Origin of the sequence: Micromonospora sp. NPDC049366 (genome assembly GCF_044466625.1) — a bacterium.
In the GTDB taxonomy this organism is placed as follows: domain Bacteria; phylum Actinomycetota; class Actinomycetes; order Mycobacteriales; family Micromonosporaceae; genus Micromonospora.
Genome location: NZ_JBITMV010000018.1, coordinates 65,504 through 78,581 on the forward strand (window position 1 = coordinate 65,504; position 13,078 = coordinate 78,581).

A 13,078-nucleotide genomic window follows, 5' to 3' on the forward strand; every position below is an offset into this window, starting at 1 on the left:
GGCCGCGTGGGAAAAGCTACGCGTGAGAGGTGGCCGCCGGGTCGGCGGGCCACCAGCAGGTCGGGTACGCGAGCATGGCACCACCCTACGCGGCGCTGCGGCGGTGGGGAAGCCGATCCGGCGGACGGGGGGGCCGACCCGTCTCGTGCCGGAGGTGGACCGGGTAGTTTGACCGGCGATGAACATTCTCGCGCTCGACCTGGGCACCTCCTCGGTGCGCGGCCTGGTGCTGGACGCGGACACCCAGCCGATGCCGGGTGCGCTGGCGCGGCGCAAGGTGAGCCTGGCCATCGGGGACGACGGCACGGGCACCCTGGTCGGCCCGGGCTACCTGGCGTGCCTGGTGGAGTGCCTGGACGAGTTGTCCGAGGGCGGTCACCTGCACGAGGTGGGCCTGGTAGCGGTCTCCGCGCAGTGGCACTCGGTGGTCCCGCTGGACGCCGCGGGTGAACCGCTCGGGCCGGTGCTGACGTGGCTGGACACCCGGCCGGCGCCGCTGCCGTCCGCGCGTGGCCCAGCCGACGCGGAGGACTTCCACCAGCGCACCGGCACCTGGTGGCACCGCTCGTACTGGTCGGTGCGGCTGCCGTGGGTGCGGGAGCGGGTCGGTGCCCGGGTGGCGCGTTTCTCCGGTCTGCCGGAGTTCGTGCTGGGCGAGCTTCTCGACGAGGCGCCGATGTCCATCTCGCAGGCGTCGGGGACGGGCCTGCTGGACCTGAGCACCCTTACCTGGGACGAGGAGGCGCTGGCGTTGGCCGGTGCCCGGGAGGACGGGCTGCCGCCGCTGGCGCCGCTGGACTGGCAGGGCCGGCTGCGGCCCGAGTACGCGAAGCGCTGGCCGGCGCTCGCCGACGCCCGCTGGTCGGCACCGGTGGGCGACGGTGGGGCGTCGAACGTGGGCTCGGGGTGCGTGGACGAGAGCCGGGCGGCGGTGACGGTGGGCACGTCGGCGGCGGTACGGCTGATGCAGCGGGTGCCGGCCGGCACGCAGCTGCCGTACCTGCCGCAGCGGTTGTGGCGGTACCGCGTGGACCATGACCACGTGGTGACGGGGGCGGCCTACTCCTCCGGCGGCAACCTGTTCGCCTGGGCGAACCGGGAGCTGCGGCTGCCGTCGGGCGCCGAACTGGACGCGGCGTTGGCGCTGGTGCCGGCCGGCGGCGGCCTGCCCACGGATCCCCGCTTCGGTGGTGACCGCCCGCCGGGCCTGGCGCCGGCCGGCACCGGTCAGCTGCGCGGCCTGAGCTTCGGCACCACCGCGGTGGACATCCTCGCCGGTCTCATGCAGGGCCTGTGCGAGTTGGTCTCCGAGGACCTGACGGTGCTGGAGTCCACCGTCGAGCGGCAGGTGGAGGTGGTCCTCGGCGGTGGTGCGGTGGCGGCGTCGGTGTGGTGGCGGCAGGCGTTCGCCACGGCGTTGGCCCCGCGGTCGGTGTCGCACCAACGCAATCCGGAGATCGGCGCTACGGGCGCGGCTCTGGTGGCGCTCGGCCGGTTCGGAGAGGCCGTCGAGTTGGCCGACATCGGCCGGATGGATGACTCGGTTCCGCCGACCACGACAGGACAGTAGGGTCCGCAGTATCCTTCCTCGACACCTGCCACGTTCGGGCCGTTGACAGCGCTACCGGGCCTGGTTGGATGGATCCGCTCCCCGGGCGCGGTGGACGCGAGGGGACGAGGAGGCAGGTGTGGGCACAGCGGTGGACCCGGCGCGGGGTGCGGTGTCCCACCATCGTCGACGCCGCTTCGACGTGCGGGTCGTGCCCCACCGGCGTCGCTCTCCGCTGCGGCTGCGCGACTGGCGGATGCGCACGAAGCTCGCGGCGGTGCTGGTCATCCCGTCGGTGGCGTTCCTCGTGCTCGCGGGTGTGCAGACCCGTGCCCTGGTCGGGCAGACCACCGCGCTGAGCGACTTCGCCGAGCAGGTCGGCATCGGCCAGGAGATCACGGTGGTGGTGCACCGGCTGCAGCAGGAGCGGGACCGCTCGGCCGGTGAGTTGGCGGCGCTGCGCCGCGACGGCAGCGGCCCCCGGCGCGACGAGGCGACCGCGGCGTTGGGGCCGCTGCACCGGGCGACCGATCAGGCGGTCGTGGACCTGCGCCGGGCGGCCGAGCCGTTGGCGGACGCGGACGCGTCCTGGCGGGTGGCCTATTCGGAGGTGTTGGAGGCGTACGAGCAGGTCGTCTCCATCCGGGCGACGGTGCCGCCGGCGGTGCTCAACAGCGACACCATCCTGAGCAACTACCACCGGGCCGTCGACGCGCTGCTCAACCTGCTCGCCGAGCCCACGCCCGGGCCGGATCACCCGGCGCTCAGCGACGCGGTGCTGCGCTACGTGCAGCTGGCGCGGGTCAAGGAGTTGTCCTCGCGCATCCGGGCGCAGCTCTACGCCGCCGCGCGCGGCGGAGGGTACGGCCCGGAGGGGCAGGTCGTCCTGTCCGACCTGCGTGCCCAGCAGCTGACCGCGCTCGGCGCGTTCCGGGTGGCGGCGACCAGCGATCAGATTCTCCGCTATGACCAGGTGACGCTGGATCCGGCGTTCATCGACGCGGCCCGCATGGAGGAGCGGACCCTCCCGGTCGGTGACACGGCGCCGGTGGTGCTGCCGGCGGAGCAGTGGTGGTCGGCCAGCGAGGGGCGGCAGGAGCTGCTGCGGCAGGCCGAGGCGGGGGTGCTGGAGGACGCGGTGGCGCAGGCCGAGCAGGTCAGCGCGCGCCAGCTGCGGGACACGCTGCTGGTGGTCGGCGGCATCGTCGCGGTGCTGCTGGTGGCCGTGCTCATCTCCCTCCTCATCGGTCGGTCGATGGCCCGTTCGATGCGGCTGCTGCGTAGTCAGGCGCTGCGGATCGCGCAGGTGGAGCTGCCGGAGGCCCTGGACCGGCTGCGGACGGTCACCGGTGGCGTGCCGGACATCTCGGTGGCGCCGGCCGTGGTCCGCTCGCTGGACGAGATGGGTGAGCTGGCCGAGGCGTTCGTCGCCGTGCACCGCAGCGCGGTCAGCGTCGCGGTGGAGCAGGCGCTGATGCGCCGCAACGTCAACGCGATGTTCGTGAACCTGGCCCGGCGCAGTCAGGTGCTGGTGGAGCGGCAGTTGGAACTGCTCGACGAACTGGAGCGCGAGGAGAGCAGCCCGGATCAGCTGGAGAACCTGTTCAAACTGGACCATCTGGCCGCGCGTATGCGGCGTAACGACGAGAGCCTGCTGGTGCTCGCCGGCACCGAGTCCACCCGGCGCTGGCAGCGTCCCGTCGGCTTGAACACGATGCTGCTGGCCGCCGCCGCGGAGATCGAGCAGTACCCGCGGGTCCGGCACGAGTCGATCGCCGACCTGCACGTCGTGGGCCACGCGGTGGGCGAGTTGGTGCACCTGTTCGCGGAGTTGCTGGAGAACGCGACGGCCTTCTCCCGGCCGGACACGCTGGTGTCGGTGACCGCCCGCGCGGAGGAGACCGGCGCCGTCGTCGAGATCGTCGACCGGGGTCTGGGCATGAGCCCGAGCGCGCTGACCGAGGCCAACGAGGTGCTCGCCACCCCGCCGGCGGCCGACGTCGCGGCGGTGGAGCGGATGGGCCTGTTCGTGGTCAGCCATCTGGCGTCCCGGCTGAACGTGCGGGTGCGCCTGCACGGCGGGGAGGACGGCCTGGTGGCGGTGATCCGGCTGCCGGCGGAGCTGCTGGCGCCCGCGCCGCCGGTGACCGAGGTGCAGCCGCCGGCGCGGATGGTGACGGCGGGGCCGGTGGCCGCCGCCGTGGAGCAGCCGGTGGCGGGTCGCCCACCGGTGACGGTGCCGCGTCAGGCCCGTCCGGTGCCGGTACGCGCCGAGGACGTGCTGGCCCCGGCGGCGTCCGTACCGTCCGGGGACGGTGGCTGGTGGTCCCGGCGCGGACCGTCCACACCGGCCCAGGCGGGACCGCCCGCGCCGCCGGCGACCCCGGTGATCGGCGGCACCAGCGCGCGGGGACTGCCGGTGCGGGTGCCGATGGCGCAGCTCGCCGCGGTGACCCGTTCGGCGCGGCCGGAGCCGGTGCCGGCGGCCCGGCACGATCCGGATCCGGCAGCGGTCGGCGGCATGCTCTCTCGCCTCTACGGTGGGATGCGGCGTGCCGAGGCCGAGGACACGACTGAGATACCGGTGCCGCCGCTTCGCGGTGGGCACAGCGAGGAGGGACGACAGTGACGACGTTGAGCCAGGAGGCGCGGGACCTGAGCTGGCTGGTCAGCGGCTTCGCCGAGCGGGTGCCGGGGGTCGCGCACGCGGTGGTGGTCTCCTCGGACGGGCTGCTGGTGGCGATCTCCGACCACCTGCCGCGCGACCACGCGGACAAGCTCGCCGCGGTGACCTCCGGGCTGATGAGCATCACCTCGGGTGCCGCGCAGATGTTCGACGGGGACGTGGTCAAGCAGACCGTGGTGGAGATGGGCCGCGGCTACTTCCTGGTGATGCAGGTGCGGGACGGTTCGATCCTGGCCACCCTCGCCGGGGCGGACGCCGATATCGGCGTGGTCGGCTACGAGATGGCCCGGCTGGCCAAGCAGGCGGGGGAGATGCTCACCCCGGCGCTGCGGGCGGAGTTGCAGCAGGCGCTGCCCCGCTGACCGGGGCCGGTCCCGGGTCGGTCCGGCCCGGGACCGGGCAGCGGTTGTCGTGACAGGCCGGTGCCGGCCGGGTCAGTGGTGCGTGCCCGAGGACGTCCAGCCTCGCTGGTGCAGCCGTTCGATGCCGTCGAGCAGCAGGTCCAGCGCGAACTCGAACTCGAACTGGTCGTCGCAGCCCTGGCCCACGACCGAGTCGTCGTCGTGCGCGGCCGCTCCGGCGATCTCCGCGAGGTGCGGGAACCGGGCAGCGACCTCCGGCGGTAGGGCTGCCGGGGGTGCGGGGTCGGTGGGGCCGGAGCGGCCGGCGCGCCGGGAGTCGTCGAACAGCTCCTGGCTGAAGCCGAGGATCCGGCTGCCCAGCGCGTGCATCACGTGATGGGCGAGGTCGGTGGAGAGCCCGCCGGCCCGCAACGTCGCGACCATCGCGTCGAGGTACGCGAGCACCGCCGGGGTCGCCATGGTGCGCGACTCGATCGCGAGCGGCGCCCAGGGGTGGCGGCGCAGCACCTGCCGTGCGGAGAGGATCCGCCGGCGGATCGTGTGCTTCCAGTCGGTACCGGGCTGCGGCGGGTCGATCTCGCCGACGATCACGTCGATCATGCCGTCGAGCAGTTCGTCCTTGCCGGCCACGTGCTTGTAGAGGGCCATCGGCACGACGCCCAGGTCCTGGGCGAGGTTGCGCATGCTCAGCGATTCGATTCCGGTCTCGTCGGCGAGCGCGACGGCGGCGCGCAGGATCCGGTGCCTGCTCAGCGGCGTCCGGCGCAGCGTCTCTGCCTGCTCAGCCATCTGGTCCTCGTCTTCCGGCGGTCGTTGGAACCATAACGCCCTTGACCGGTGTACGGCGTACACCTACCCTCATGCGTAGAGGTGTACGCCGTACACCGAGGGAGGGGAAGATGAAAGCCATCGTCCAGGACCGATACGGCCCGCCCGAGACGCTCACGCTCGCGGAGGTGCCCGTGCCGGTGCCCGGCCCCGACGAGGTGCTCGTCCGGGTCGAAGCCGCCGCGCTCAACGCGTACGACTGGCACGCCATGCGCGGCGACCCCCTGCTGGCGCGGCTGGCGATGGGCCCGTCCCGGCCCCGCGCGCGCATCCGCGGCCGGGACTTCGCCGGCCGGGTCGAAGCCGTCGGCGCCCACGTACGACAGCTGCGCCCCGGCGATGCCGTCTTCGGCGACCTCGGCGAGGCCAACGGCGCGTTCGCCGAGTACGTCCGCGTGCCCGAGACCGTGGTCGCCCCGATCCCGGCGAGCCTGACACCGCAACAGGCGGCCGCCCTGCCGCTCGCCGGCACCACCGCCCTCATGGGACTACGCGACGCCGCGCGGGTCGAGCCCGGCCAGCGCGTCCTCGTCAACGGCGCCTCCGGCGGCGTCGGCACTGTGGCGGTCCAGCTGGCCAAGGCGCTCGGCGCGACCGTGACCGGGGTGTGCCGCACCCGCAACGTCGACCTGGTCCGCTCCCTGGGCGCCGACCACGTCGTCGACTACACCCGCGAGGACTTCGCCGACGGCACGCGCCGCCACGACGTCGTCCTCGACCTCGTCGGCAACCGCACCCTCGGCGCGCTGCGGCGGGCGCTGACCCCGACCGGGACGTTGGTGCTCTCCGGCGGCGGCGTCTACCGGGGCGGCAGCGTCCTCGGTCCGGTCGGGCTGCTCACCCGCGGCCGGCTGCTGGCGCCCCTCGTGCGGCACCGCATCGTCACGTTCTCGGCGGTACCCAGCCGGGAACACCTCGACACGCTCGCCGCCTACGCCGACGCCGGGCGCCTCACGGCGGTCATCGACCGCACCTATGCCCTGCACGAGGTGCCTGAGGCGATGCGCTACCTCGAAGGTGAGCACGCCCGGGCGAAGATCGTCATCACCGTCTGACGAAAGTGGACGTGGTCTACTTCCGGGGGCGGCGGCTGTCGGCCCTCCTTCTCGGCGCGTTCCGCCAGGAATATCTCGTTGGTCGGTCAGCACGTCCTGCGGGTAGCGGCCGGGGAAGATCGGGTCGAGGTGTCGGCGCGGGCTCACCGGGCGGCGTCGTAGGCCTGCCGTGCCTGGTCCACGTCGGTGAGGTGGCTGTCGGCCCAGGTGGCCAGGTGGGCGAAGAGGGGACCGAGGCTGCCGCCCAACTCGGTGATCTCGTATTCGACCCGGGGCGGCACCTCGGCGTGGTAGGTGCGAGCGACCAACCCGTCGCGTTCGAGCTGCCGCAGCCGCTGCGTGAGCACCTTCGGCGTGATGCTGGTCAGCCGGCGCTCCAACTCCACGAACCGCTGCCGGCCGTGCTGGTGAAGGGTCCACAGGATGGGCGTGGTCCATCGGCTGAAGACGATATCGACGACCGGCGCGATCGGGCACGCCAGCTCAGGGTCCGCCGACCGTTCCATGTGCCCTCCGTCACAAAGCCATTACTTTCCTCTAGGTACCTACTATATCGACGCCACTAGCGTCTCCTGCGACCACGCGAACGACGTGGTCGAACGGGAGGCACATCATGTTTGTCGTGACAGGCGCGACCGGGAACGTGGGTCGGCGGCTCGTGTCGCTCCTCGCCGCGTCGGGGGCCGCGGTGGCGGCGGTGTCGCGTGGACGACGCCCGGTCGCGGTGCCGGACGGAGTTCGCCACCACCGGGCGGATCTCCACGAGCCGGAGAGCCTGCGCCCGGCGCTCGCCGGCGCCGAAGCGATGTTCCTGCTCGTCGAGGGCGCCGGCGCGAGCCTCGATGTGTCCGAGATCCTGCGGGTCGCCACCACCGCCGGGGTGAAGCGGGTCGTGCTGCAATCCTCGCAGGCGGTCGGTACCCGGCCGGGGGTGGCGTCGCACGCGCCGCTGCACGCCATCGAGGAGGTCGTACGCCGATCCGGCCTCGGCTGGACGATCCTGCGTCCCGGCGGCTTCGCCTCCAACGCCCTCGCGTGGGCCGAACCGATCCGGGCCGGGCGGATGGTGGCCGCGCCCTTCGGCGACGTCGGTCTTCCCGTGGTCGACCCGGACGACATCGCCGAGGTGGCTGCCGTCGTCCTCGACGGCGCCCACGAGGGTCGCACCTACGAACTGACCGGGCCGGCGCTGAGCACGCCCCGGCAACGAGTCGCGGATCTCGCCGCCGCGCTCGGTGCGCCGATCGACTTCGTCGAGCAGACGCCCGACGAGGCCCGCGAACAGATGCTGCGGTTCATGCCGCCACCGGTGGTCGAGGGGACGCTGGCGATCCTCGGCGCGCCGACCGAGCAGGAGCAGCGGATCAGCCCCGACGTGGCGACGGTCCTCGGACGATCGCCACGGCCCTTCGCCGAGTGGGCGGCGCGCACCATCGACGCCTTCCGCTGAGTCGTCCTCCGGCGAGCCGAGGCGGTCGTCGACCTCGTGCGCGCCGCGGGTGTCGGCGGGTGGATCGAGGCTGTCGATCCACCCGCCCGGTCACCGACGAGACCGGCGCCGTGCCGAGGTGCGCCCCTCAGAGGCCGCTGTCGGCGATCACCGTGCGGTACCAGTGGGCGCTGCGCTTGAGGACGCGGCGCTGGGTGGGGTAGTCGACGTAGACGATGCCCCAGCGCTGCTCGTACCCCTGGTCCCACTCGAAGTTGTCCAGCAGCGACCAGACGTGGAAGCTCTCCAGCGGCACCCCGTCGTTGATCGCGCGGTGGACGGCGGCGAGGTGGTCGCGCAGGAAGGTGATCCGGGCGCTGTCGTCGACGGTGTCGTCGGCGGCGAGCGTGTCGGGGGTGGGCAGCCCGTTCTCGGTGATGGTCAGCGGCACCGGCCCGTAGTCGCGGGTGACTCGGGTGAGGACGTCGTACATGCCGTCGGGGTGGATCTGCTGCCACTCGGCCTCGCTGGTCGGCCAGCGGTTCACCGTGCCGCCGGCGGCGGTGACGTAGAGCGGCGTGTAGTACTGCACGGCGAGCAGGTCCACGGGCGAGGCGATGATGTCGAGGTCGCCGTCGGCGATGCCGCGCACCATGCGGCTGTCCGGCCCGAGGTCGGCCAGCACGTCCTGCGGGTAGCGGCCGGTGAAGATCGGGTCGAGGTAGAGCCGGTTCTCGTAGCCGTCGTAGAGGCGGGTGGCCGCGGCCGCCTCGGCGGTGTCGTCGGCGGGGTAGCAGGGGTGCAGGTTCAGCGCCGGGCCGATGCGGCCGCCTCCGGCGGCGCGCAGCGCCCGTACGGCCAGCCCGTGGGCGAGCTGGAGGTGGTGGGCGACCAGGTAGGCGGCGTCGGGGTCCTGCCGGCCGGGGGCGTGGTGCCCGGTGAGGTAACCGTTCTGCACCACCGTCTTCGGCTCGTTGATGGTGAGCCAGGTGGGGACGCGGTCGCCGAGGGCGCGGAAGACGGCGTCGGCGTAGTCGGCGAAGCGGTAGGCGGTGTCGCGCGTCTCCCAGCCGCCGTGCTCCTGCAGCGCCTGGGGCAGGTCCCAGTGGAAGAGGGTGGCCATCGGGGCGATGCCCCGCTCGTGCAGGCCGTCGACGAGGCGGCGGTAGAAGTCGAGTCCCCGCTGGTTGGGGGTGCCGGTGCCGTCGGGCTGGATGCGCGGCCAGGAGATGGAGAAGCGGTAGCTGCGCAGGCCGAGGTCGCGCATCAGGTCGAGGTCGTCACGGTAGCGGTGGTAGTGGTCGGCCGCGACCTCGCCGGTGTCACCGTTGCGGGTGCGTCCGGGCGTGCGGCTGAAGACGTCCCACACGGATTCGCCCCGGCCGTCCTCCTTGGCCGCGCCCTCGATCTGGTAGGCCGAGGTGGCCGCGCCCCAGCCGAAGTCCGGGGGGAAGGTGAGCATCGACATCTGTTCTCCTCGTGGATTGGCGCGGCCACCGGGCGAGCCGGGAGCGCTCCCAGCATAGGGCAGGCTCCGCCGGCCGGGTGTGCTGCGCCTGTCCCGTCGGCCCCTTCTCCCGTCGGGTGCCGGGCATTAGTGTGGGGACGGGGGAGGGCAACCCCCGTCCCCACCGTTGCTGCACACGTCCGGGCGGAATTGGCGTCCTGCCGGTCGTGCTGCGCGGGAGCCGGGCCACGCGAGTGGCTTTCGGTTCCACCTCCCTCCGTGGGCGGGACGGCTGGCGGCGGCGTCCGGGCTGGCCCGCCGTCAGCCCTCGGGGCTGGCGTCTCCGGTCCCTGTTCGGGACAGGTTTCCGGTGATCTTCAGTGTGCACCTTCGTCGATGGAAGCGCTCCCATCGACAGTTGCGACTGTAATGCCCGTCACGCCTTTGTGAAACCCCCAAAACGAGATCGAAACATGGATCTGCGCGCCGAGCTGCCATCTTGTTGTGGGAGCGCTTCCATGGCAGACTGTCGATTCATCGCGACTGGGAGCCAGCTCGCGTGAGCGTGGGTCGCCGAGGGCAGCCGGCACGTCCGGCACGGCCACCCGACGCGGGCGGTGGGCCCGAGACCCCTCCCGCGCACCCCGGCCACGCCGGGGCGACCACCTTCCCGGGCGCCGTGACCACCCCGCACGCCACCACCCGCGCGGCACGGCACCCGCCCCCGCCGGGGCCGCACCCCGGCCTGGTCCGAGGAGACACCGCGCTCATGAGACATCAGGCACTACGCCGCCGGCTGGCGATGACCGCCGCCGTCGCGCTGGCCGTCGTCGGGGTGACCGTGCCCGCCGGCGCCGCCCAGGCCGCGCCCGCCTGCGACGTGGTCTACGCGACCAACGACTGGAACAACGGCTTCACCGCCAACGTGACCATCCGCAACCTCGGCGACCCGATCAACGGCTGGACCCTGCGCTTCGCGTTCCCCGGCGACCAACGCGTCACCCAGGGCTGGTCGGCGCGCTGGAGCCAGAGCGGCAACCAGGTCACCGCCACCAACGAGGCGTGGAACGGCACCCTCGCCACCGGAGCCAGCACCAGCATCGGCTTCAACGGCTCGTTCACTGGCAGCAACCCGAAGCCCACCTCGTTCTCGGTCAACGGGGTCACCTGCGGCGGCACCGCCCAGCAGCCGCCGACCGTGACGCTCGCCGTGCCGGCCGGCCCGTTCGAGGCCCCCGCCGACGTCCCGTTGACCGCCACCGCCAGCGACCCCGACGGCAGCGTCAGCAAGGTCGAGTTCTACCGCAACGGCCTGCTGGTCAACACCGACACCACCGCCCCGTACGCCTACACCCTCGAAGACCTGCCCGCCGGCTCGTACACGGTGCAGGCCAAGGCGTACGACAACGCGAACCTGAGCGCCACCGCCGAGCGGTCGTTCACCGTGGCGCCTGCCTCCGGGCCCGTCCTGGTCGCCACCCCGTCCGCGGTCAGCGTCGCCGAGGGCGGCACCGCCGCGGTCAACCTCAAGCTCAGCGCCGCGCCCGGCGCCACCGTGCCGGTCACCCTGACCCGCACCGGTGACACCGACGTGAGCGTCACGCCGAGCACCATCTCGCTCACCCCGACGAACTGGAACACCGGGGTCAGTGTCACCGTCGCCGCCGCCGAGGACGCCGACACCGTCGGCGGCACCGCCACGGTCACCGCCTCGGCCACCGGCTACGCCCCGCTGGCCATCACCGTCACCGAGATCGACAACGACACCCAGGGCGGCGACAACACCTACGTGGCGCGGTTCCTCGACCAGTACGGCAAGATCAAGAACTCGGGGTACTTCAGTCCGGAGGGCGTGCCCTACCACTCGGTCGAGACCCTCATCGTCGAGGCACCCGACCACGGGCACGAGACCACCTCCGAGGCGTTCAGCTTCTGGCTGTGGCTGGAGGCCCAGTACGGCCGGGTGACCCAGAACTGGGCACCGTTCAACAACGCCTGGACGGTGATGGAGAAGTACATCATCCCCAGCCACGCCGACCAGGCGACCGCCGGCGCCGCCGGCACCCCGCAGTACGCCGCCGAGCACGACCTGCCCAGCCAGTACCCGTCCGCCCTGGAAGCGTCCGTGCCCGTCGGCCAGGACCCGCTGCGCTCCGAGCTGCAGTCCACCTACGGCACCGGCGACATCTACGGCATGCACTGGCTGCTCGACGTGGACAACACCTACGGCTTCGGCCGCTGCGGCGACAAGACCACCCGCCCCGCGTACATCAACACCTTCCAGCGCGGCACCCAGGAATCCGTCTGGGAGACCGTCCCGCAGCCGTCCTGCGACACCTTCACCGCCGGCGGCCCCAACGGTTACCTCGACCTGTTCGTCAGGGAATCCAGCGCGCCGGCCAAGCAGTGGAAGTACACCAACGCGCCCGACGCCGACGCCCGCGCCGTGCAGGCCGCGTACTGGGCGTTGACCTGGGCCAAGGCGCAGGGCCGGCAGGCCGACGTCGCGGCCACCGTCGCCAAGGCCGCCAAGATGGGCGACTACCTGCGATACGCGATGTTCGACAAGTACTTCAAGAAGATCGGCAACTGCGTCGGCCCCACCACCTGCCCTGCCGCCAGCGGCCGGGACTCCGCGCACTACCTGCTGTCCTGGTACTACGCCTGGGGCGGCGCGTACGAGACCAGCCAGAACTGGTCCTGGCGGATCGGCTCCAGCCACAACCACTTCGGCTACCAGAACCCGTTCGCGGCCTGGGCGCTGACCAACACCCCGGAGCTGAAGCCGCAGTCGCCGACCGCCGTCGCCGACTGGACCAAGAGCTTCGAACGGCAGTTGGAGTTCTACACCTGGCTCCAGTCCGCCGAGGGCGGTATCGCCGGTGGCGCCACCAACAGCTGGGGCGGGCACTACGGTCAGCCGCCGGCCGGCACGTCCACCTTCTACGGCATGTTCTACGACGTCGACCCGGTCTACAACGACCCGCCGTCCAACCAGTGGTTCGGCATGCAGGCCTGGTCCATGCAGCGCATCGCCGAGCTGTACCTGCAGACCGGCAACACGAAGGCCAAGGCGCTGCTGGACAAGTGGGTGCCGTGGGCCATCGCCAACACCACGCTGGGCAGCGCCTGGTCGATCCCGTCGGACATGAGCTGGAGCGGCCAGCCGACCACCTGGAACCCCGGCAACCCGCAGCCGAACACCAACCTGCACGTCCAGGTGATCAGCAAGGGCCAGGACGTCGGCGTCGCCGCCGCCTACGCCCGCACCCTCATCGCGTACGCGGCGCGCTCCGGTGACGCCGCGGCCAAGAGCACCGCCAAGGGGCTGCTGGACGCGCTGCACGCGGCCAGCGACGCCAAGGGCGTCTCGACGGTGGAGAAGCGCGGCGACTACCGGCGCTTCGACGACGTCTACGACGCGAGCACCGGGCAGGGCCTCTACGTGCCGCCGGGGTGGACCGGGCGGATGCCCAACGGTGACGCCATCGCCGCCGGCAAGAGCTTCATCGACATCCGCTCCTTCTACAAGAACGACCCGGACTGGCCCAAGGTCCAGGCGTACCTCAACGGCGGGCCGGAGCCGGAGTTCTCCTACCACCGCTTCTGGGCGCAGGCCGACGTCGCCATGGCGTACGCCGACTACGGAAACCTGTTCCCCAACGGCTGACCGGCACGGGATGGACGGCCGACGCCGGTCGTCCATCCCGATTCCGGCCGGG

The 13,078-nt window shown here is 72.4% G+C and carries 9 protein-coding genes; 6 read left to right on the forward strand and 3 right to left on the reverse strand.

Going from position 1 to position 13,078, the window contains the following annotated elements; translation table 11 throughout:
• Window positions 1-178: 178 nt before the first annotated feature.
• The 3 genes from ACIBTV_RS24270 (at window position 179) to ACIBTV_RS24280 (ending at window position 4,597) form a co-directional block, all read left to right on the forward strand.
• A complete protein-coding gene (locus ACIBTV_RS24270) occupies window positions 179-1,570 on the forward strand; it encodes an FGGY family carbohydrate kinase (RefSeq protein WP_396708359.1) in 1,392 nt (463 codons plus the stop codon).
• Between the two features lie 118 nt (window positions 1,571-1,688).
• Entirely contained in the window at window positions 1,689-4,178 is a 2,490-nt protein-coding gene (locus ACIBTV_RS24275) for a nitrate- and nitrite sensing domain-containing protein (protein ID WP_396708361.1), read from the forward strand.
• Between the two features lie 5 nt (window positions 4,179-4,183).
• The gene (locus tag ACIBTV_RS24280) at window positions 4,184-4,597 is read left to right on the forward strand and encodes a roadblock/LC7 domain-containing protein (RefSeq protein WP_396708486.1); all 414 of its coding nucleotides are present in this window, start codon (window positions 4,184-4,186) and stop codon (window positions 4,595-4,597) included.
• Window positions 4,598-4,669: 72 nt separating this feature from the next.
• On the opposite strand, the gene ACIBTV_RS24285 is transcribed toward ACIBTV_RS24280, so the two are convergent.
• Window positions 4,670-5,386: a TetR/AcrR family transcriptional regulator gene (locus tag ACIBTV_RS24285; protein WP_396708363.1), complete on the reverse strand. Its 717-nt coding sequence runs from the start codon at window positions 5,384-5,386 to the stop codon at window positions 4,670-4,672.
• 110 nt (window positions 5,387-5,496) lie between these two features.
• Between ACIBTV_RS24285 and ACIBTV_RS24290 the strand changes: the two genes are divergently transcribed.
• Window positions 5,497-6,480 (forward strand): NAD(P)-dependent alcohol dehydrogenase, encoded by a 984-nt coding sequence (locus tag ACIBTV_RS24290; RefSeq protein ID WP_396708365.1) that lies wholly within the window; start codon window positions 5,497-5,499, stop codon window positions 6,478-6,480.
• 143 nt (window positions 6,481-6,623) lie between these two features.
• On the opposite strand, the gene ACIBTV_RS24295 is transcribed toward ACIBTV_RS24290, so the two are convergent.
• Window positions 6,624-6,986, reverse strand: a complete 363-nt coding sequence (locus ACIBTV_RS24295) for a winged helix-turn-helix transcriptional regulator (RefSeq protein WP_396708367.1) — start codon at window positions 6,984-6,986, stop codon at window positions 6,624-6,626.
• 107 nt (window positions 6,987-7,093) lie between these two features.
• Between ACIBTV_RS24295 and ACIBTV_RS24300 the strand changes: the two genes are divergently transcribed.
• Window positions 7,094-7,930 (forward strand): NAD(P)H-binding protein, encoded by an 837-nt coding sequence (locus ACIBTV_RS24300; protein ID WP_396708369.1) that lies wholly within the window; start codon window positions 7,094-7,096, stop codon window positions 7,928-7,930.
• A 127-nt stretch (window positions 7,931-8,057) separates the two neighbouring features.
• Here the strand turns inward: ACIBTV_RS24300 and ACIBTV_RS24305 are convergent, their stop codons facing one another.
• Window positions 8,058-9,377 (reverse strand): GH1 family beta-glucosidase, encoded by a 1,320-nt coding sequence (locus tag ACIBTV_RS24305; RefSeq protein WP_396708371.1) that lies wholly within the window; start codon window positions 9,375-9,377, stop codon window positions 8,058-8,060.
• Between the two features lie 748 nt (window positions 9,378-10,125).
• On the opposite strand from ACIBTV_RS24305, the gene ACIBTV_RS24310 reads away from it, so the two are divergent.
• Window positions 10,126-13,026: a glycoside hydrolase family 48 protein gene (locus ACIBTV_RS24310; protein WP_396708373.1), complete on the forward strand. Its 2,901-nt coding sequence runs from the start codon at window positions 10,126-10,128 to the stop codon at window positions 13,024-13,026.
• Window positions 13,027-13,078: the final 52 nt, after the last annotated feature.

Excerpts from the sequence above, each read along its gene's own strand:
- ACIBTV_RS24300 (WP_396708369.1), top strand. The coding sequence starts at position 7,094 with ATGTTTGTCGTGACAGGCGCGACCGGGAACGTGGGTCGGCGGCTCGTG.
- ACIBTV_RS24290 (WP_396708365.1), top strand. The coding sequence starts at position 5,497 with ATGAAAGCCATCGTCCAGGACCGATACGGCCCGCCCGAGACGCTCACG.
- ACIBTV_RS24310 (WP_396708373.1), top strand. The coding sequence starts at position 10,126 with ATGAGACATCAGGCACTACGCCGCCGGCTGGCGATGACCGCCGCCGTC.
- ACIBTV_RS24285 (WP_396708363.1), bottom strand. The coding sequence starts at position 5,386 with ATGGCTGAGCAGGCAGAGACGCTGCGCCGGACGCCGCTGAGCAGGCAC.
- ACIBTV_RS24305 (WP_396708371.1), bottom strand. The coding sequence starts at position 9,377 with ATGTCGATGCTCACCTTCCCCCCGGACTTCGGCTGGGGCGCGGCCACC.
- ACIBTV_RS24270 (WP_396708359.1), top strand. The coding sequence starts at position 179 with ATGAACATTCTCGCGCTCGACCTGGGCACCTCCTCGGTGCGCGGCCTG.
- ACIBTV_RS24295 (WP_396708367.1), bottom strand. The coding sequence starts at position 6,986 with ATGGAACGGTCGGCGGACCCTGAGCTGGCGTGCCCGATCGCGCCGGTC.